This window comes from Streptomyces sp. SID12501 (assembly GCF_010550245.1).
Classification (GTDB): Bacteria; Actinomycetota; Actinomycetes; order Streptomycetales; family Streptomycetaceae; genus Streptomyces.
On record NZ_JAAGLU010000013.1, the window covers coordinates 53,222 to 72,836 of the forward strand.

Sequence of the window (19,615 nt, forward strand, 5' to 3'; positions counted from 1 at the left end):
TGTTGATCACTTTATACACTTCACGAGATATCGGAAATCAACACAAGAGCGACGAACCAAGTCGCCCAGCTTCCACGCGAGCCCTTGTTCGCACGCTTTGCCCGGTGGTGATCACAGCTGTCAAGGCATACGCGCATCTTCGGCACACCATCCCTCGCTTGCCATCCCGCCGACACGCGGTCAATTCTCTGCCCCAGCTTCTGCGTCACTCGCCCAACTGCCGTCTCCGGCGGGCGAGCAGCAGCTGCTGACGGGGGTTCTGGTGAGTCCTTCATTCCACGGCAACGGTCATGACCGCGCCGTCGGTGCCAAGGCCAGGCAGAGCCATCAGTTCGACACAAGTCGCCGACCGGCTTTACTCACTTGAAGGGCATCATCCATGCGGAAACTCGCAAGTAGCGTCATCACCACCGCCATTGTCGCGGGCGGCATCGTGGGCGGCATCGCCGCGCCGGCCTCGGCCGCGTGTGCGCCGGACCCCGGCAAGGGTTACAAGATCACGAACAAGTCGACGGTGCAGAAGGCGACGAACCTGCACAGCAACTGGGTGTACGACAACATCAAGAGCGAAATCAAGTACGGCGAAAACGAGACCGCCGAGGTGAACGCCAGCGGCACTGCGGGCGTCGAAGCCGAGGCCTCGGCCATCTTCGCCAAGGCGAGCACGTCGTTCAGTGTGACCGTCGGCGGATCCTGGTCGAAGTCCAGCAACTGGGAGTACACGCTCACGCCCACGAACAAGGCCGGCAAGACCAAGGTCCGGATGACCATGTTCCACGAGTCCAAGAAGTTCAAGGTCCGCAAGTACACGTACAAGTACGACGCCAACTGCAAGTACAAAGAGACGACCGTGTGGACCAAGTGGATGACCGCTCCAGTGAAGAAGAACAGCAACGTCTGGGGCCTCGAGTGGAAGTAGCCCCATAGAGAGCGGCCCGCCGGAGAATCCGGCGGGCCGCTCTCGTTCAGGGGCCGTCAAGCTCCCACCAGGGAGGCTTCACCGGTTTGGACCAATAGCGGTCGTACGATCAGGTCAATCTCGCATTTCCGCAGGCCACACACGGTGGAGGCACCGTTGACGGGCACAGAGCGCCACTGTTAGATACCTGATCGACCCACTTGACCCCACCCGGTCGAGCCGGGCCCGGCTGCCCCACCCAGCCGTTCCTGTGCGAGTGATGACACGAGGCCTGGTGCTATGAACGCTCACGACCGGCGCAGCACAGCGAACCGAAGCCCGAGGAGCGGTACGCTCCGGCTCCTCACCGCCGCCCTGACCCTCTCGGCCGCCGTCTCGGCTCCGTTCGGCCTCGCACCCCAGCAGGCGTCGGCGGCGGAGGGCGACAAGGTCCTCACCGTCGCCGTCGCCCAGAGCGTCGACTCCCTGAGCCCCTTCCTGGCGTCCCGGCTGGTCAGCACCAGCATCCACCGGCTGATGTACGAGTACCTGACCAACTACGACCCCAAGGACGCCCACCCGGTTCCGGGGCTCGCCACCAAGTGGACGTCGTCCGCCGACAAACTCACCTGGACGTACACGATCCGCTCCGACTCCAAGTGGTCGGACGGGCAGCGGGCAACCGCCGAGGACGCAGCGTGGACGTTCAACAAGATGATGACCGACGAGGGGGCCGCCACCTCGAACGGCAGCTACGTCGGCAACTTCGAGAAAGTGACGGCTCCGAGCCCGGACCGGCTCGTCATCGAGCTGAAGAAGCCGCAGGCCACGATGGCCGCCCTCGACGTGCCGATCGTGCCCAAGCACGTCTGGGAGAAGGTCGGGGACTTCTCCAGGTTCAACAACGACAAGAGCTTCCCCGTCGTCGGCAACGGGCCGTTCGTCCTCACCGGTTACAAGGCCGACAGCTACGTCCGGCTCAAGGCCAACAAGAGCTTCTGGCGCGGAGCACCGAAGTTCGACGAGCTGGTCTTCCGGTACTACAAGGACCAGGACGCCGCCGTCGCCGCCCTGCGCAAGGGCGAGGTCTCCTTCGTCGCCGGGGCCCCCGCCCTGACGCCCGCTCAGGCCAAGTCCCTCAAGGGCGTGAAGAACATCCACGTCAACGAGGCGCCCGGCCGCCGCTTCTACGCCCTGGCCGTCAACCCGGGCGCGAAGGCCGCGAACGGTGAGAAGTTCGGTGACGGAGACCCCTCGCTGCTCGACGAGCGGGTGCGGCACGCGCTGTTCACGGCCGTGGACCGTACGACCCTCATCGACAGGGTCTTCCAGGGCCACGCGGTCGAGGGCGAGGGCTACATCCCGCCGCGCTTCTCGACGTATTTCTGGAAACCGTCGGCAGGCCAGAAACTCGCCTACGACCCCACGACGGCGGGCCGGCTCCTCGACGAGGCCGGCTACCGGAAGAACGGCGACGGCAAACGGGTCGGCAAGGACGGCAAGCCGATCACGTATCGCATCCTGTGCCACGCCACCGATCCCAACGACAAGGCCGTCGGCCAGTACCTCCAGGAGTGGTGGGGCGACCTCGGCATCGGTGTGACGCTCGACTGCCTGGACAACGTGAGCGATCCCTGGCTCGCGGGCACCTACGACCTCGCCTTCGACGGCTGGTCCGTCAACCCCGACCCGGACTTCGTCCTGTCGATCCACACCTGCGGGGCCCTGCCCGCCACGCCCAAGGACGTGGGCGCGACCGACAACTTCATCTGCGACAAGCAGTACGACGGCCTGTACACGCGGCAGCTCGCCGAGTACGACCCGGCCGAACGGGCGAACATCGTCAAGCAGATGGAGTCACGGCTGTACGACCTCGGGTACATGAACGTCATGGCGTACCCGAACGCGGTCGAGGCCTACCGCACGGACCAGATCAAGTCGATCACCACCATGCCGGAGAAGGCGGGCAACATCTACGGCCAGGACGGCTACTGGAGTTGGTGGTCGGCGGTTCCCGCCTCCGCCGACAGCTCGTCCGGCGACTCCGGCTCGACGGGGGTCATCGCGGGCACCGCTGGCGTTCTCGCGGTCGTCGTCGGCGCCGTGGTGTTCTTCGTGATGCGCCGCCGGGCCGGTGCAGAGGATCGTGAGTAGCCGATGAACGACCTCGCGCCGAAAGGCTGTTGATGACCGCTGACGGAGTACCGGCGCCGGTCGCGCAGTCCGACGGGACGGCGGCCCTCGCCACCCCCTCGGACCGCGGTCACCGCCGCGACCGGGCCGCCTATCTGCGGTACGGGGCGGGCAAGCTGGGCGGCGCCGTCGTCTCCCTGCTCGCCGTCCTCGTCACCAGTTTCTTCCTCTTCCGGCTGATCCCCGGCGACCCGGTCAGGACCATGACGGGCGGCCGTCAGGTGTCGGCCGCTCAACTTGCCTCCTACCGAAGGGAGTTCGGCCTCGATCTGCCGCTGTGGCATCAGTTCACGGACTACTGCGGCAAGGCCCTCACCGGCGACCTCGGCACGTCGTACCAGTTCCGGGCGCCGGTCATCGACAAGATCACCGAGGCGCTGCCGAACACACTGCTCCTCACCGTCACCGCGTTCGTCCTGTACACCGCGCTCGGCGTCTTCCTGGGCACCCGCGCGGCGTGGCGGAGCGGCGGACCGGGCGACCGGTTCAACACCGGTCTGGCGCTCGCCCTCTACTCGATTCCGTCGTTCTGGCTCGGGCTGCTGCTCATCATCGTCTTCTCGGTGGGCATGGGCCCGATCCCCGGGCTCTTCCCGACCGGCGGCATGGAGTCGGGCGGTGAGACCGGCTTCGCGTACGTCCTCGATGTCGCCCACCATCTCGCCCTGCCGGTGGTGACGCTGGTCGCGGTCGAGTACGGGCAGACCCTGCTCGTCACGCGCTCGGCGCTGCTCGACGAGATGGGCGGCGACTATCTGACGACCGCCCGCGCCAAGGGCCTCAGGGACGACCTGGTCCGGCGTCGGCATGCCGTGCCGAACGCCATGCTGCCGACCATGACGCTGATCTTCGTCAACCTCGGCCGGACCGTCGCGGGAGTGATCCTCGTCGAGACGGTCTTCTCCTGGCCGGGCCTCGGCGGGCTCTTCTACCAGGCGCTGAGCGTGCCCGATCTCCCGTTGGTACAGGGGCTGTTCTTCGTCTTCGCCGCGGCGGTGATCGTGATGAACACGCTGGCCGACCTGCTCTATCCGCTCCTCGATCCCAGGGTGGGCCGATGACCGCCGAAGTCACTCCCCCGGCGGCGCGGGCTCCGGCCGGTCCGCGGCAGCTCGCCCGGCAGCGGCGCCGCGCCTCCGCCGGCCGGTTCTGGAAGCGGTACCGCGGCCACCGCGCCGGCCTCCTGGGCCTGGCTCTGCTCGCCCTCTTCGCGCTGGCCGCGCTGACCGCGCCGCTGACCGTCGGCTCGGACGTCGCGTCCGTGACTCAGGCGCCGGGACAGCCGATGGAGAGCCCGAGCGGGGAGTTCCCGCTGGGCACCGACCGGTTCGGGCGCGATCTGCTGGGCCTGCTCGTCTGGGGCACGCGGGTCTCGCTGCTCATCGGGCTGCTCGCGGCTCTGCTCTCGGTGCTGATCGGCACTCTGGCCGGGGTCACCGCCGGGCACTTCCGTGGGTGGTACGCCACCGTGATGATGCGGGTCACGGACTGGTTCCTGGTGATGCCGACGCTGGTGCTCGCCATCGCGCTGGCCACCGTCATGTCCCGCTCGCTGGGCACGATCGTGCTGGCGATCGGCGTGACGTCCTGGCCGACCACGGCCAGGCTGGTGCGGGCGCAGACGCTGGCGGTGGAGTCCCGGCCGTACATCGAACGCGCGAAGGCTCTCGGCGGCGGGCACTGGCACGTCATGTCCCGGCATGTGCTGCCCAACGTGATGCCGCTGGTGCTGGCACAGGCCACCCTGATCATCTCCTCCTCCATCCTCGCCGAGGCGACCCTCGCCTTCCTCGGGCTCGGCGATCCGACGGTCGTGTCCTGGGGTGGCCTGCTCCAGGAGGCACGCGAGGCGGGCGCGGTCAGCTCCGGCGACTGGTGGTATCTGGTACCGCCGGGCATCGCGATCGCCGTGGTCGCGCTGGCGTTCACGCTGTGCGGGCGCGCGGTGGAGTCCGTACTCAACCCCAGGCTGGGGGTGGCCCGTTGACGCTGCTGGAGGTCCGGGACCTCAAGGTGACCTACGCGACCGGGGCAGCCGCCGTACGCGGCGTGGATCTGTCACTGGAGGCCGGCCAGAAGCTCGGCATCGCGGGCGAGTCGGGCTGCGGCAAGTCGACGCTGGCGCTCGCGCTGCTCAGGCTGCTGCCGGCCGGGACCCGGATCGGCGGGGAGATCCTGCTGGACGGCGAGGACATCCTGACGATGCGGTGGGGGCGGGTGCGGGCGGTCCGCTGGGCAGGCGCCTCGATCGTCTTCCAGGGGGCGATGCACTCGCTCAACGCCGTGCACCGCGTGGGCGACCAGATCGCGGAGCCGATTCTGCTGCACCGCCAGGCGACCACGGCCGCGGCACGGAGGAGGGCCGGTGAACTGCTGGAGCACGTGGGTCTGCCATCGGCGCGGGCTTCGGCGTATCCGCACGAACTCTCCGGCGGCCAGCGCCAGCGCGTCATGATCGCCATGGCGCTGGCCTGCGACCCGAGACTGATCATCGCCGACGAGCCCACGACGGCCCTTGACGTGATGATCCAGGCGCAGATCCTGCGGCTGATCCAACAGCTCGTCACCGAGCAGGACCTGGGCCTGATCATGATCAGTCACGACCTGGCGGTCCTCGCCGACACCTGCGACCGCCTTGCCGTGATGTACGCGGGCCGAGTCGTCGAGGAGGGCCCGGCCCGGGAGGTGCCCGGGGGCGCCCGGCACCCCTACGCGGAGGCCCTGTCGGCGGCGTTCCCCCGCATCGGCGACCCGGCGTCGCGGTTCGCGCCGCGTGGCCTGCCGGGCGATCCACCGGATCCGGCCGCGCTGCCTTCCGGCTGCGCCTTCCACCCGCGCTGCCCGGTGGCACTGGAGTCCTGCGCCGTGCAGGACCAGGAGTTGCGGGAGGCGGGCCCGGGGAGACGGGCCGCGTGCGTGCACGTGGCGGCGGACACGGCGGTACCCGGACAGACACCCGAGGGGGAAGACATGAGGAGCGGAGCGCCGTGACCGAGGACCAGGAGACCCTGCCGGAGGACCGGCACGCGCCGGCCCCCGCGTCCCCGGACACCACCCCGCCGCTGCTGGCCGCCGAGGGCCTCCATGTCGCTTTCCCCGGCCGGCACGGCGCTCCGACCGCCCGTGCCGTCGACGGCGTCGACCTGGACATCCGGCAGGGCGAGATCATCGCGCTGGTCGGTGAGTCCGGCTGCGGCAAGACGACGCTGGCCCGTTCGCTCCTCGGCCTGGTACGGCCGACCGCGGGCCGCGTCAGCTTCGGCGGGAAGCCGCTCGAGTACTCCTCACGGGCGCTGAAGGCGTACCGCGGGCGCGTCCAGCTGGTGTTGCAGGATCCGACCGGATCACTGAACCCGCGGCACACGGTGTACGACGCCGTGGCCGAGGGACTGCGCATCCACGGGTACGCCGGAGACGAGCGGGCGGCGGTCGCGGGGGCCCTTTCCCGGGCGGGCCTGCGACCGCCCGAGCGCTTCTTCCTGAGCTACCCGCACGAGCTGTCCGGAGGCCAGCGTCAGCGCGTGGTCATCGCCGGTGCCCTGGTCCTGGAGCCCGAACTCATCGTCGCCGACGAACCGGTGGCCTCGCTGGACGCCTCCGTGCGCGGCGAGATCCTGGCCCTGCTGCTGCGCCTGCGGGCCGAACTGGGCCTGTCCGCCCTGGTGGTGACCCACGATCTGGGCCTGGCGTGGAACATCGCCGACCGGGTCGCGGTGATGTACCTGGGCCGGATCGTGGAAACGGGGGGCGTCGAACAGGTCCTCTCGGCACCGCGACACCCGTACACCCAGGCCCTGTTGTCGGTCCTCCCGGAGGCGCCGGGCGACCCCGTGGTACTCACCGGCGAGCCCCCCGACCCCTCCCGTGTCCCCACCGGCTGCCGATTCCATGTCCGCTGCCAGATCCTGGCGAGCGGGGAAGCGGAACGCGCGGGCGTCGCGGACGACTGCCGAACCCAGGATCCGGAGGTGCTGGGCGGCGGCAGCGGGGAGCAGGTGGCGTGCCACTGGGCACGGGTCAGGACGTGACATCGGCGTCGGCCGCCACCAACTCGACCTCGAATCCGTCCGAGTTGGCGAGATAGGCCGCGTAGTGCTCAGGGCCACCCGCGTGCGGATACCTCTCCGCGAAGAGCGGCGCCCACCCGTGGCGAGGCGCCTCGGCCGCCAACGCGTCGACCTGGTGGCGGCTTCCGGCGTGGAACGCGAGGTGGTTGAGGCCTGGGCGCATCCGATCGTGGTGACCGCCTGTCATCGCCGACGACTGTTCGACGACGAGATACGCGGTCCCCTGCCGCCAACTGCGGCCGTGCGGCCATTCCTGGTACGAGTCGTAGCCGAGCCGGCCGAGCAGCCAGCCCCATTCGTGTACCGCGCGCCGCAGGTCAGGGACCCAGAGCTCGACGTGGTGCAGCATCTCTTTCTCCCGTGCGAGTTCCCCCGTGCAAACGCCGGTTCCCAGCACCTGAAGCGGTACCGGGAACCGGGAACATGCCTTGGAGACGTCAGGCCGCGTGGACGACGTCCTTCTCCTCGGCGAAGTGGCACGCCGACTCGTGCGCGGCCTCGGAGTCCGAGCCCCTGAAGCGCTCGGGGACCGCCAGCAGCGGCGTCTCCTCGGCGCACTTGTCCTGCGCCTTCCAGCAGCGGGTCCGGAAGCTGCAGCCGGACGGCGGGTTGGCCGGGGACGGCACGTCGCCGGTCAGGATGATCCGCTCCCGGCCCTCACGGGCATCCGGGTCCGGCACCGGGACCGCCGACAACAGCGCCTGGGTGTAGGGGTGCGTCGGATGGTCGTAGATCTGCTCGTCGGTGCCGATCTCGGCCATCCGGCCGAGGTACATCACCCCGACCCGGTCCGAGATGTGCCGGACGATCGACAGGTCGTGGGCGATGAAGATGTAGGAGAGGTTGAACTCGTCCTGCAGTCGCTCCATCAGGTTGATGACCTGCGCCTGGACGGACACGTCGAGGGCCGACACCGGCTCGTCGCAGATGATGATCTCCGGGTTGAGGGCAAGGCCGCGCGCGATACCGATGCGCTGACGCTGACCGCCGGAGAACTGGTGCGGATACCGGTTGATGTACTCGGGGTTGAGACCGACGACGTCGAGCAGCTCCTGCACCTTGCGGCGCCGGTCGCCCTTGGGGGCCACCTCGGGGTGGATGTCGAAGGGCTCCCCGATGATGTCGCCGACCGTCATACGCGGGTTGAGCGAGGTGTACGGGTCCTGGAAGACCATCTGGATGTTGCGCCGTACGGCCTTCAGCGCGCGCCCGGACAGCTTGGTGATGTCCTGGCCCTTGTAGAAGACCTCGCCGGCCGTCGCCCGCTCCAGGTTCATCAGGAGCTTGGCGACGGTGGACTTGCCGCAGCCGGACTCGCCCACGATGCCCAGGGTCTCGCCCTGGTACAGGTCGAAGGAGATGCCGTCGACCGCTTTGACGGCGCCGACATGCTTCTTGAACAGGATGCCCATGGTGAGCGGGAAGTGCTTCACCAGGTTGCGCACCTGGAGGATCGGCTCGCCCCGCTCGACGGGCGCCTCGATCGCGGCGACCGACTCCTCGCCGGACCGGGCGTCGACCACCTCGACGTCGGAGACGTTCGGCGTGACGTCCTGCGGCTCCTCGTTCCTGCTGGGCTCAGCCATGGATCGTCTCCTTCCAGAAGTGGCACGCCGAACCGCGGCCGGCCAGCTCGGTGCCGTCCGGCTCCGTGACCTGCAGCAGGTCGGGGACCTGGGTACGGCAGACGTCCTCGGCCTTGGGGCAGCGCGGGTTGAAGGCGCAACCGGCCGGAACGCGCAGCAGGTTGGGCGGCAGCCCCTTGATCGCGTACAGCTCCTGGCCCTTCTGGTCCAGGCGCGGGATCGAATCCAGCAGGCCGCGGGTGTACGGGTGCGCCGGACGCTTGTACAGCTCGTGGACCGGGGCACGCTCCACGATCCGGCCCGCGTACATCACCGCGATCTTGTCCGCGACGTCGGCGACCACGCCCAGGTCGTGGGTGATCAGGATGAGACCCATGTTGTACTCGCGCTGCAGATCGGCGAGCAGGTCCATGACCTGGGCCTGGACCGTCACGTCGAGGGCCGTGGTGGGCTCGTCGGCGATGATCAGATCCGGCTCCAGGGCCAGCGCCATGGCGATCATGATGCGCTGGCGCATGCCCCCGGAGAACTGGTGCGCGTAGTCGTTCACACGGGCGGCGGCGGCCGGGATCTTCACCCGGTCCATCAGCTCGATCGCCTTGACCTTGGCGTCCTTCTTGGACATGCCGTGGTGGACGCGGAACATCTCGCCCAGCTGGTACCCGACGCTGAGCACCGGGTTGAGCGAGCTGAGCGCGTCCTGGAAGATCATGGCGATGCGCTGACCGCGGATGCGGCGGCGCTGCTCGGCGGACATCTTGAGCATGTCCTGGCCCTGGAAGAGGATCTCCCCCTGGGGGATCCGCGCCGGCGGCATGTCGAGGATGCCCATGATCGCCTGTGCGGTCACCGACTTGCCGGAGCCGGACTCACCGAGCACGGCGAGCGTCTCGCCCGCGTGCACGTTGTAGCTGACACCGTTGACGGCTCGTACGACGCCCTCACGGGTGACGAACTCGACGTGCAGGTCGCGCACTTCGAGCAGGGCGGCGTCCTCGCCGTCGCGGGGCCCCGGTACCGGAGCTACTTCTTCGATGGTGGTCATGAACGCCTCCCTCAGCGTGTCTTGGGGTCAAGGGCGTTGCGGACCGCTTCGCCGAGCATGATGAATGCCAGCACCGTGAGGGTGAGCATGAGCGACGGGTAGAGCATGATCCACTGGGCCACCCGGATCTGGGCGCCGCCGTCGGAGATGTCGTTGCCCCAGGAGACACCGTTCAGGCCGAGGCCCAGGAACGACAGGGTGGCCTCCGCGCCGATGTAGACGCCGAGCGAGATGGTCGCGACGACGATCACCGGAGCCAGGGTGTTCGGCAGGATGTGCCGGAACAGGATGCGCGGGGTACTGGCACCCAGTGCCTTCGCCGCCTGGACGTAGTCGGCCTGCTTGGTGGTGATCACCGCACCGCGCATGACGCGGGCCAGCTGGGTCCAGCCGAAGAAGCCCAGGGCGCCCATGACGACCCAGATCGTCCGGTCCGGGAAGGAGTTGAGGACGACCATGGTGCCCAGCAGGAACGGGATACCGAAGAACACGTCCACGATGCGCGACAGGACGGAGTCGAGGACACCGCCGAAGTAACCGGCGATCATACCGACCAGACCGCCCGTGACCGTCACGATGAGCGTGGTGCCGAAGCCGACGGCTATGGAGGCCCGGGCACCGTAGACGAGCCGGCCGTAGACGCTGCGGCCCTGCTGGTCGTAGCCCAGCCACTCGGCCGTGAAGACCTTTCCGAGCTGCGGCTTCTGCAGGTAGTGCTTGGCCAGGTCGCCGTAGGCCGGGTTGGCGCTGGTGAACAGGCCGGGGAAGAACGTGATCGTCAGCAGCAGCAGGATCAGCACCGACGAGACGATGAAGATCTTGTTGCGGCGCAGGTCCTGCCAGGCGTCGCCCCACAGGCTGCGGGCCTTCTCGGCCTTGACCGGTTGCGGGGCGGGGTCGGGCGCGCTCTCGTCGTCCGGTGCGGCGACGTCGGTTTTGGTCAGGTCAGGCATAGCGAATCCTCGGGTCAAGGACCGCGTAAAGCAGGTCGACAAGGAGGCTGGCAACGAGGTACACGAGCACGAGGATGGTGACCAGGCCCACGAGGGTGGTGCCTTCCCGACGGATGATCGACTGGTAGATCGTGCCGCCGATGCCCTGGATGTTGAAGATGCCCTCGGTGATGACGGCACCGCCGAGCAGGCCGCCGATGTCCGTGCCCAGGTAGGTGACCACGGGGATCATCGAGTTGCGCATCAGGTGGACGGTCACCACCCGGCGCCGGGGCAGACCCTTGGCGATGGCCGTACGGACGTAGTCGGCGCGCATGTTCTCCGCGATCGACGTACGGGTCAGCCGGGACACATAGGCGAGTGACGCCGTGGCCAGCACAATGGCCGGCATCAGCAACTGGCCATAGTTCGTAGGGTCGTTGACGTTCGGTTCCAGCCACTGGAGTTCGTCGGCGAAGATCCACTTGAGGAGGAAGCCGAGGACGAACACCGGGACCGAGATCAGCAGCAGCGTGATCAGCAGCACCGCGGTGTCGGCGGCGCGTCCGGCGTGCAGGCCGGCGAAGACACCGAGGCTGATCCCGACGACGATCTCGATGGCGAAGGCGAAACCACCCAGCCGCAGGGTCACCGGGAAGGCGTCGCCGAGCACGTCGGTGACGGGGCGTCCGCTGGCTATCTGCGTGCCGAAGTCGGCATGCAGGATGATGCCCTTCATGTAATTGAAGTACTGCACAAAGATGTTCTGATCCAGGCCGTACTCGTGCCGCAGCGCGGCGATCACCTGCGGGCTGCCGCCCTTGTCGCCGAACAGCCCTTGGACCGGGTCACCGGGCAGGGCGTAGACCATCAGGAAGATCAGCAGGGTCGTTCCGAAGAACACCGGGATCATCTGGAGCAGTCGTCGTGCGACGTAGCGCCCCATCATGCCTCCAAAAAAAGTCACAGCGGCAGCAGGCGGGCCCTTCCCCCGCGCACCGCTTCGCGATGCGTGTGGAAAGGGCCCCCCGACCGCTGGCGCTGCTGTCCGGGACTCGATGTGGGCGCCCCGGACAACGGGCTGTCTTCGGTTACTTCTTCTTGACCTGGACGCCGGTCAGGATGGGGTCGCCGTCCTGCCCGAACTGGACGCCCGAGACCTTCTCCGAGTAGCCCGCGTTGACCTTGTAGTACCAGAGCGGAATGCTCGGCATGTAGTTCGGGAGCTGCTTCTCGATCTCCTGGTACTTCTTCACCGACTCGTCCAGCGTGGCGGCACCGTCGGCTGCGGCGATCTCCGCGTCGAGCGTCTTGTTGGAGAAGCCGCTCTGGTTACCGTCCGACTTGGTGCCGTACAGGTCGCGGATGAAGTTGGCGTTCATCGGGAAGTCCAGCACCCAGCCCGAGCGGTACAGGGACTTGACTTCCTTCGCCTTACGGGCCTGGAGGTCGGCCTGGAAGTCGGCCTTCGAGTCGCCGGAGCACTTGACACCAGTGGCGTTGGTGATCGAGTTGCAGACCGCCTCCACCCACTCCTTGTGACCGCCGTCGGCGTTGAACTGGATGGTGATGGCGTTACCCGGAACGCCGCCGCCCTCCTTGATGAGCGCCTTGGCCGCGGCCGGGTCGTACTTGGTGGCGTCACCCGCGGCGTCCGGCTCGTAGCCGAGAACACCCTTGGCGACCCAGCCGGTGGCGGGCTCACGGGTGCCCTGGAGCACGGTCTTGGTGATGGTGTCGCGGTCGATCGCCCTCGACAGGCCCTCGATGACCTTCGGGTTGATGTCCTTGAACTGCTTCGAGTAGAAGGCCGGGGCGATGGACTGGATCGCGGAGTAGGCCTGGTCCACAGCGCGGTCGCCGAGGTCCTGCTTGTAGACCGGCAGGTCCTTCGGGGCGATCTGGGTGATGACGTCCAGGTTGCCGGACTTCAGGTCCTCGTACGCCGTCTCGGGGGTGGAGTAGTTCTTGAAGACCACGCCACCATTCTTCGCCGCGTTCGAGCCCTTGTAGTCGGCGTTCTTGGCGACCGTGATCGCCTTCTTGTGGTCCCAGCTGACGAACTTGTACGGGCCGTTGCCGATCGGCTTCTGACCGGCGGCCGCGGGGTCCGCGTAGAAGGACTCGGGAAGCGGGGAGAAGACCTGGTAGCCGAGCTTGTAGACGAAGTACGGTATCGCCTTGGTCAGCTCGATGGTGAACGTGGAGTCGTCCACGACCTTCAGGCCGGACAGCTCCTTGGTCTTGGGGGTGCCCGTCTCGGGAGCGACCGCGTCGTAGCCCTTGATGTCCGAGAACCAGAAGCTGTTGGTCTGCTTGTTCGCCGGCGCTGCGGCCCAGTTCCAGGCCTTGACGTAGGACTCGGCGGTGACCGGGGTGCCGTCGTGGAACTTCCAGCCGGACTTGAGCTTGACCGTGAAGGTCTTGCTGTCCTTGGTGTCCACCGACTCGGCGTTCATGTAGACGATCTTGCCGCTCGAGTCGTAGTCCACCAGGCCGGTGAACAACGAGTTGATCACGATGCTGCCGTAGGACTCCATGGTGTTGGCCGGCTGCAGCGGGTTCTCCGGCTCGCCGGACTCGACCGTGAACGTGCCGTTCGGGTCGATCGCGGACTTGCTGCCGCTGTCGCTGTCACCGTTGCTGTCGCTGCCGCCACCGCAGGCGGTCGCACTCAGTGCCACAACCGCAGCTATCGCGACCCACTTGGCGCTTCTGGCACCGCGCATGGGTTCCTCCTCATGAGTCCATTGGTTCACCGCAAAAAAGAGAGCAGACGACACACCACCGCCACCGTTGCCGGTACCGAGAAAGCCAATGCCCCCCACGCTCGCGAGTCGGCACAGTTTGCTGTGCGTGACCCGTTGATCCGAGCTCTACGCGCCTAACTATCTGCCATGCGACATACCCGAACCACACCCAACAGGTCTCGGTTCGATCACACCTGCCACATACTTCTTCCAAAATCCGGACAAACAGTTTGCCGAAAGATCCCTGCGAAACGGACTTGTTACACATCTATCGGAAACGTCTGTCCGTATTCCGGACATGGTGGAGCAGAAAATGAGTTGCGTATGCCATGTCCACCGTGCGTACTTCCTCGGGTGGCGCCCACAGGCCTTGAACGCGGGGAGTGACATCTGACCCGTCATCAGCGCACTGCCGCGACAGGGTCTCCCGATGGCCGAAGCCTCTTGGGCCCCTCCACCGGTAGGCCGGCGACGGCACAGCGGGTGCACAGACACATGCCCCACGACCGCGGTCGATCCCCATCCAGCAGCAGGGTAGTGCGGGCAGCGCATGCGGGAGAGCCCACGTCTTCAATTGAAGGGTTTTCCCCCTATGCCCCTACGACGACACCGGGCACCCCCGCCGGTGAGCGGGCGTGCCCGGTGCGTTCGGCGAAGGCCCGGCGTCAGCCGCGCTCGCCCGTGGTGGCCGTACCGGCCGTACTAGCCGTTCTTGGCGCGGCTGGCGGAGCGGGCGCGCACGCGGGCGTCCAGGTTCACCTTGCGGATGCGGACCGCCTCCGGGGTGACCTCGACACACTCGTCGTCGCGGCAGAACTCCAGGGACTGCTCCAGGGAGAGCTTGCGCGGCGGGACGATCGCCTCGAACGAGTCGGCCGCGGCCGACCGCATGTTGGTGAGCTTCTTCTCCTTGGTGATGTTCACGTCCATGTCGTCGGAGCGCGAGTTCTCGCCGACGATCATGCCCTCGTACACCTCGGTGCCGGGGTCGGTGAACAGCACACCGCGCTCCTGGAGGTTCGTCATCGCGAAGGCGGTGACGGCACCGGCGCGGTCGGCGACCAGCGAGCCGTTGTTACGGGTCGTCAGCACACCGAACCAGGGCTCGTGGCCCTCGTGGATGGAGTGCGCGATGCCCGTGCCACGGGTACCGGTCAGGAACTCGGTCCGGAAGCCGATGAGCCCGCGCGAAGGCACGACGAACTCCAGGCGCACCCATCCCGAGCCGTGGTTGGACATGTTGTCCATCCGGCCCTTGCGGACGCCCATGAGCTGCGTGACCGCGCCCATGTGCTCCTCGGGCACGTCGATCGTCATGCGCTCGACGGGCTCGTGGACCTTGCCGTCGATCTCCTGGACGACCACCTGCGGCTTGCCGATGGTCAGCTCGAAGCCCTCACGGCGCATCTGCTCGACCAGGATGGCGAGCGCCAGCTCGCCACGGCCCTGGACCTCCCAGGCGTCGGGACGCTCGGTCTCGAGGACACGCAGCGAGACGTTACCGACCAGCTCGCGGTCGAGACGGTCCTTGACCTGGCGGGCGGTGACCTTGCGGTCCTTGACCACGGCCTTGTTCTCGGCACCCTTGCCGGTGCCGCCGCGGCCGACCATCGGCGAGGTGTTCGTACCGATGGTCATGGAGATCGCCGGCTCGTCGACCGTGATGAGCGGCAGCGCGATCGGGTTCTCGGGGTCGGCGAGGGTCTCGCCGATCATGATGTCCGGGATACCGGCGACGGCACAGATGTCACCCGGGCCGGCCATCTCGGCGGGCCTGCGGGTGAGCGCCTCGGTCATCATCAGCTCGGTGATGCGGACGTTGGACATCGTGCCGTCACGCTTGATCCACGTGACGGTCTGGCCCTTGCGCAGCTCGCCCTGCTCGACGCGGAGCAGCGCGATACGGCCGAGGAAGTTGTCGGCGTCCAGGTTGGTGACGTGCGCCTGGAGCGGGGCGGCCTCGTCGAACTCGGGGGCCGGGACGTGGGACAGGATCGTGGAGAAGAAGGGCTCCAGGCTGTCGCTGTCGGCCGGGACCGTGCCGTTCTCCGGCTTGGTCAGCGAGGCGACACCGTCACGCGCACACGCGTAGACGATGGGGAACTCGATCTGCTCCTCGTCCGCGTCCAGGTCCAGGAAGAGGTCGTACGTCTCGTTGACGACCTCGTCGATCCGGGAGTCCGGGCGGTCCGTCTTGTTGATACAGAGGATGACCGGCAGACGCTGCTGGAGCGCCTTGCGCAGCACGAACCGGGTCTGCGGCAACGGCCCCTCGGAGGCGTCGACGAGCAGCACCACGGCGTCCACCATCGACAGACCGCGCTCGACCTCGCCACCGAAGTCGGCGTGGCCCGGGGTGTCGATGATGTTGATGGTGATGACGTCCCCCCCGTCCTTCGGGTGGTACTTCACCGCCGTGTTCTTGGCGAGGATCGTGATGCCCTTCTCACGTTCCAGGTCGTTCGAGTCCATCATGCGGTCGTCGAGCGACTCGGCGGCGTGCGCGGCGAAGGCACCGGCCTGCTTCAGCATGGCGTCGACCAGTGTCGTCTTCCCGTGGTCGACGTGGGCGACGATGGCGACGTTGCGGATGTCGTGGCGCGTGGCCATATTGCGGCGTACTCCCGGCTTGAGTGGATGGCCTGCGCGTACGTCTGTGTTACGCGGACCCTGCCGGGCTGAACATGCCACGGCCTTACCCCATGGTACGGGGCCCCGCAGGAGTCGGCCCCCGCAGGGCCTCGGCAGGCGCCCGGAGCGGTGGGGTCAGGCGGCCTTCGCGGCGGCCGAGTCCGCGCCGCAGGAGAGGCGGGCGGCCTCACGTACGGTGGCGCTTCCGTCCTTGGTACCGCACTCGAGGAGGCCGTCGATCGAAGTGGTCCAACTCTCGGCGTGCCCGGTGCTGGTCCTGCCCCCGGGGCAGGAGTGGCGAAAGTCGGCCTCGACCACACGAACCGCGGCGTACATCACGAACCGCCCCGATCCGTACGGCGCCGCGCTGCCGTCGTTCAGTTCCGGCCCCTTGCCGCCGACCTCCGTGAACCGCCACGACTCGCCTCCGGCGTCCTTCAGGGAAGCGGCATCGGAGTCGATCTCGCCGATCTTCTTGCCCAGAGAGAAGAGGACCTCGTCCGCCGCCGGGGCACCGCTTCCGGCCTGGACCGAGATCTCCACAGTGGCCAGCCGCTTCAGCTTCTTCTTCAGCTCGCCGCCACCCTTGCCCAGGGTCTCCACGTCGGTGACCCCGAGCAGCCGCGTCGGCTTCTCGATGTTGAACCAGGTGTAGGTGCCGTTCGCGCAGGCTGTGTCCGCAGCCGCGGCCGGCGCCCCTTTGGCCCCGGCCGTAGCGCTGTCGCTCTTCTTCGCGGCGTCGCCGGACCCGCTCGAACAGCCCACGGCCCCGGCGAGCAGCGCCGCGAGCACGAACCCCACGGCCGAGATTTGACGCGTTCCCCCGTGCATGGCCACCCCGTCGTCCTCGCATGTACTCGTGAGATCCACCGTCATCAAGAGTGTGTTCACAGTCACGGAGCGCGGCGGGCAAGGCAAGGGATTTGAGGTACCTCAGAGCCTTCCGGCCGGATCAGTTCCCGGTCGACGCACTCGCGCCCTTCTTCAGGAACCCCATGTCTTCGTAGAGAGGTGTCTGGAAACCGAAGGCGCCCAGGTTGGCGACGTTCTTCTTCGCGGCCGTGAGCTGGGGCCGCTGGAAGAGCGGGATGGACCCGCCGGCCGCCCAGATCCGGGCGTCGGCCTTCCGTACCAGGGAGGCCGACCTGTCCTCGTCGAGGGTGGCAAGGGCCTGGTCGAAGAGCTGGTCCACCTGGTCGGTGCCGACGCGGGTGTAGTTCTGCTCGACGTTCAGCGACCCGTCGGCGGCGGGCACCGGCTTGGCGTAGATGGGCCGCGCGTCGGTGGCGGGGAAGGCGGACGCGGGCCATGAGTACAGAGCCAGGTCGTACTGCCCGCTGGCGATGTGGTCCTTGAAATAGCTGTCGTCGGACACCTTGGTCACGGCGGTACGGATACCGACCCGGTCCAGCATCCGCGCGATCCGCTCGCCCACGGCCCGCAGTGTGGCGGAACCCGGCCCCGAGGGGAGCACGAACCTCAAGGTCAGCGGCTTGCCGTCCTTGGCGAGCACCCCGGCTGCGGCGCCGGCGGGAGCAGGGGTGCCCTTGGGCGCGTAGGCACCGGCGGGCGCACCGCCCTGCTCGGGGTGCTTGTGCAGGGACTGCTTGCCGTCCTGGGCGAGGTTCTTCTTGCCGGAACCGTCCCGGTGATCGCGCTGGTCCCGGTGGTCCCGGGGGTTCTGGTGGTCCTCGCGGACGGGCTCCCCGTAAGGCTTGTCATCGTCCCCGACGACATAGGTCCCGTCGTCGTCGCCACTGCCCTTACCGGCCTTGCCGGCCTTGGGGGACGCCTTCGAGGACGCTTTCGGCGCGGCGGACTTGCCGCCGGCCTTCTTCCCCTCACCCCCGGCGACCTTCTCCGCGTCGCCGTCCTTATTCTTCGGCTGCCCGAGCGGACCGCCGTGCACCCACCCGGCGTCGGCGAGGAGCGCCTCGGCCTCGCCGGTGTCCTGGCCGCCGAGCGCGCCGCTGTTGTCGGCGTAGGCGGCCTGCCCGGAGAGCGCGAGATGACTGCCGACGGGTACGGCGGGCAGCCCCAGCGGCTTGAGTACGAGGCCGGCGATCTCCTCGCGGTCCAGCGCACGGGCGACCGCACGGCGGACGCGCTCGTCGGCCAGGGGCCCGTCGGCGCCGTTGAGGGCGAGCTGGGTGTAGGCCGGTTCGAGAGACCTGCGCACCTCGAACGCGCTGAGCGACTGCTGCTGCTCGGCGTACTTGGTGGCCGCCGCGCGCTGCTTGCGCCGGGCGCTGGTCTCCTCCCCGGCGGCCTCGTCGTCGGAACCGTGCGCGAGGGCCCAGGAACGCAGGGCGCGGGCCGGGGTGAGGGCGGCGCCGGGGCCCTGGAGGGGGGTGGACTTGCCGCGCGCCGCGAGGACGATGCGCTCGGCCTCGGCGGGGTCGATCTCGGCGACGTCCACCTTGCCGCCGGCGAGCGCCTCGGCACGCTTGTCGCGCGGTACGGCGTGCAGCACGATCCCGTCGAGCAGGGGGGTACGCCCCCACCAGCGCGGATTGCGTACGAGGACGACATCGCCCTCCGCCTTGGCGACCTTCTTGAGACCGAAGGGCCCGGCGGTGACCTTGAGCTTGCGCCGGGCCCCGTCGTTGAAGGAGTCCGGGGTGCCCATGACGTCCTTGGGATACAGCGGCGAGAACAGCGACTTCCAGTCGGCGTAGGGCCGGCTGAAGGTGACCTTGACCTCAAGATCGTTCGCGCCGCGCTGCACCTTCTCGATGCGGTCGTACCCGGCGTTGCGGGCGGTCCAGTACGCGGAGTCCTTGCCGGACAGGGCGCGCCACTGGGCGGCGAAGTCCGCGGCGCCGATCTCCCGGCCGTCGCTCCAGACGGCCTGCTGGTGCAGCTTGTAGAGGACGACCTGCCTGGGCTCGGTCTCGACGACCTTGGCGGACTCCAGGAAGTCGGCGTTGCGCTGGGGCCGCCCGTTCACATCGAGCCGGAACATCGACGGCAGCACGGCCTGCGCGACACGGGTGGTCGTCGCGTCGGCGTCCGCCTGGAAGGTGTTGAGCGTCTCCGGTACGGAGTCCACGGCCCAGCGCAGAGTGCCGCCGTCCGCGAGCCGGTCGCGGGTGGCGGGCGCGATGTCCTGCCCGGCGAGCGGCTTGCTCTCTTCGTCCTGGTCACCGCCGCACGCCGTGACCAGGGGCACGGCGAGTACGCCGGCGGTGAGGAAGGCGACCGAGCGCGTTACCGCGCGCAGTCCGACGCCGTGGTGGGACATCAGGTCTACCTCCGGTGGCCCGTTAATTGGCTGATCAGATGTACGGCCACTGAAGAGGAAAGGGTTCGGCAGCGGGGGTCGACACGGCGGCGGGGCACGCGAAGCCCAACCGTTTGGCGGAACGGACATTTCCACTCACTCGTCTCGGCCCGATCACCAGCCGACCTTGAGGCTCTGGCACCGGCCCGCGTTTCCAGCCCGTCCGGCGATTGAGGACAAGCGCCTTCAGCGCGGCCGGGGGTTTGGGGGCGGAGCCCCCAAGGACGCGC

Annotated in this window: 15 protein-coding genes; 6 read left to right on the forward strand and 9 right to left on the reverse strand. The window is 68.2% G+C overall.

The annotated features are described in order from the left end of the window. Positions 1 to 379 precede the first annotated feature (379 nt). The 6 genes from G3I71_RS17230 to G3I71_RS17255 all read left to right on the forward strand — a co-directional run bounded on the left by G3I71_RS17230 (position 380) and on the right by G3I71_RS17255 (position 7,119). The gene (locus G3I71_RS17230; RefSeq protein ID WP_164315663.1) at positions 380 to 919 is read left to right on the forward strand and encodes a hypothetical protein; all 540 of its coding nucleotides are present in this window, start codon (positions 380 to 382) and stop codon (positions 917 to 919) included. A gap of 279 nt (positions 920 to 1,198) precedes the next feature. Further along, positions 1,199 to 3,052, forward strand: coding sequence for an ABC transporter substrate-binding protein (locus G3I71_RS17235; protein ID WP_164315664.1), 1,854 nt, complete (start codon positions 1,199 to 1,201; stop codon positions 3,050 to 3,052). Between the two features lie 32 nt (positions 3,053 to 3,084). Further along, on the forward strand, positions 3,085 to 4,152 hold the full coding sequence (locus G3I71_RS17240; protein ID WP_164315665.1) for an ABC transporter permease: 1,068 nt from the start codon (positions 3,085 to 3,087) through the stop codon (positions 4,150 to 4,152). Then, complete coding sequence (locus tag G3I71_RS17245) at positions 4,149 to 5,078, forward strand: ABC transporter permease (protein ID WP_164315666.1); 930 nt, start codon at positions 4,149 to 4,151, stop codon at positions 5,076 to 5,078. The genes G3I71_RS17240 and G3I71_RS17245 overlap by 4 nt, the downstream gene beginning before the upstream one ends. After that, the gene (locus G3I71_RS17250) at positions 5,075 to 6,082 is read left to right on the forward strand and encodes an ABC transporter ATP-binding protein (RefSeq protein ID WP_164315667.1); all 1,008 of its coding nucleotides are present in this window, start codon (positions 5,075 to 5,077) and stop codon (positions 6,080 to 6,082) included. The genes G3I71_RS17245 and G3I71_RS17250 overlap by 4 nt, the downstream gene beginning before the upstream one ends. 17 nt (positions 6,083 to 6,099) lie before the next feature. Further along, complete coding sequence (locus tag G3I71_RS17255; RefSeq protein WP_203730647.1) at positions 6,100 to 7,119, forward strand: ABC transporter ATP-binding protein; 1,020 nt, start codon at positions 6,100 to 6,102, stop codon at positions 7,117 to 7,119. Here the strand turns inward: G3I71_RS17255 and G3I71_RS17260 are convergent. From G3I71_RS17260 to G3I71_RS17300, 9 genes are all read right to left on the reverse strand, one after another. Next, positions 7,109 to 7,507, reverse strand: a complete 399-nt coding sequence (locus tag G3I71_RS17260; RefSeq protein WP_164315669.1) for a VOC family protein — start codon at positions 7,505 to 7,507, stop codon at positions 7,109 to 7,111. The genes G3I71_RS17255 and G3I71_RS17260 overlap by 11 nt on opposite strands. Positions 7,508 to 7,595: 88 nt before the next feature. Then, complete coding sequence (locus G3I71_RS17265; protein ID WP_164315670.1) at positions 7,596 to 8,744, reverse strand: ABC transporter ATP-binding protein; 1,149 nt, start codon at positions 8,742 to 8,744, stop codon at positions 7,596 to 7,598. Next, on the reverse strand, positions 8,737 to 9,789 hold the full coding sequence (locus G3I71_RS17270; RefSeq protein ID WP_164315671.1) for an ABC transporter ATP-binding protein: 1,053 nt from the start codon (positions 9,787 to 9,789) through the stop codon (positions 8,737 to 8,739). Before G3I71_RS17270 ends, G3I71_RS17265 begins: the two co-directional genes overlap by 8 nt. Positions 9,790 to 9,800: 11 nt before the next feature. After that, positions 9,801 to 10,742 carry an ABC transporter permease gene (locus G3I71_RS17275; RefSeq protein ID WP_164315672.1) on the reverse strand — a complete coding sequence of 314 codons (942 nt, stop codon included), beginning with the start codon at positions 10,740 to 10,742 and terminating at the stop codon, positions 9,801 to 9,803. Next, positions 10,735 to 11,667, reverse strand: coding sequence for an ABC transporter permease (locus G3I71_RS17280; RefSeq protein ID WP_164315818.1), 933 nt, complete (start codon positions 11,665 to 11,667; stop codon positions 10,735 to 10,737). Before G3I71_RS17280 ends, G3I71_RS17275 begins: the two co-directional genes overlap by 8 nt. Positions 11,668 to 11,812: 145 nt before the next feature. Next, entirely contained in the window at positions 11,813 to 13,450 is a 1,638-nt protein-coding gene (locus G3I71_RS17285) for an ABC transporter substrate-binding protein (RefSeq protein WP_164315673.1), read from the reverse strand. 723 nt (positions 13,451 to 14,173) lie between these two features. Then, positions 14,174 to 16,081, reverse strand: a complete 1,908-nt coding sequence (gene typA / locus G3I71_RS17290) for a translational GTPase TypA (RefSeq protein WP_164315674.1) — start codon at positions 16,079 to 16,081, stop codon at positions 14,174 to 14,176. A gap of 156 nt (positions 16,082 to 16,237) precedes the next feature. After that, positions 16,238 to 16,978, reverse strand: a complete 741-nt coding sequence (locus tag G3I71_RS17295) for a hypothetical protein (protein WP_164315675.1) — start codon at positions 16,976 to 16,978, stop codon at positions 16,238 to 16,240. A 76-nt stretch (positions 16,979 to 17,054) separates the two neighbouring features. Further along, positions 17,055 to 19,346, reverse strand: a complete 2,292-nt coding sequence (locus G3I71_RS17300; RefSeq protein WP_164315676.1) for an ABC transporter family substrate-binding protein — start codon at positions 19,344 to 19,346, stop codon at positions 17,055 to 17,057. Positions 19,347 to 19,615: the final 269 nt, after the last annotated feature.

Excerpts from the sequence above, each read along its gene's own strand:
- typA (WP_164315674.1), bottom strand. The coding sequence starts at position 16,081 with ATGGCCACGCGCCACGACATCCGCAACGTCGCCATCGTCGCCCACGTC.
- G3I71_RS17270 (WP_164315671.1), bottom strand. The coding sequence starts at position 9,789 with ATGACCACCATCGAAGAAGTAGCTCCGGTACCGGGGCCCCGCGACGGC.
- G3I71_RS17260 (WP_164315669.1), bottom strand. The coding sequence starts at position 7,507 with ATGCTGCACCACGTCGAGCTCTGGGTCCCTGACCTGCGGCGCGCGGTA.
- G3I71_RS17295 (WP_164315675.1), bottom strand. The coding sequence starts at position 16,978 with ATGACGGTGGATCTCACGAGTACATGCGAGGACGACGGGGTGGCCATG.
- G3I71_RS17285 (WP_164315673.1), bottom strand. The coding sequence starts at position 13,450 with ATGCGCGGTGCCAGAAGCGCCAAGTGGGTCGCGATAGCTGCGGTTGTG.
- G3I71_RS17245 (WP_164315666.1), top strand. The coding sequence starts at position 4,149 with ATGACCGCCGAAGTCACTCCCCCGGCGGCGCGGGCTCCGGCCGGTCCG.
- G3I71_RS17265 (WP_164315670.1), bottom strand. The coding sequence starts at position 8,744 with ATGGCTGAGCCCAGCAGGAACGAGGAGCCGCAGGACGTCACGCCGAAC.
- G3I71_RS17300 (WP_164315676.1), bottom strand. The coding sequence starts at position 19,346 with ATGTCCCACCACGGCGTCGGACTGCGCGCGGTAACGCGCTCGGTCGCC.
- G3I71_RS17275 (WP_164315672.1), bottom strand. The coding sequence starts at position 10,742 with ATGCCTGACCTGACCAAAACCGACGTCGCCGCACCGGACGACGAGAGC.
- G3I71_RS17240 (WP_164315665.1), top strand. The coding sequence starts at position 3,085 with ATGACCGCTGACGGAGTACCGGCGCCGGTCGCGCAGTCCGACGGGACG.
- G3I71_RS17280 (WP_164315818.1), bottom strand. The coding sequence starts at position 11,667 with ATGGGGCGCTACGTCGCACGACGACTGCTCCAGATGATCCCGGTGTTC.
- G3I71_RS17230 (WP_164315663.1), top strand. The coding sequence starts at position 380 with ATGCGGAAACTCGCAAGTAGCGTCATCACCACCGCCATTGTCGCGGGC.
- G3I71_RS17235 (WP_164315664.1), top strand. The coding sequence starts at position 1,199 with ATGAACGCTCACGACCGGCGCAGCACAGCGAACCGAAGCCCGAGGAGC.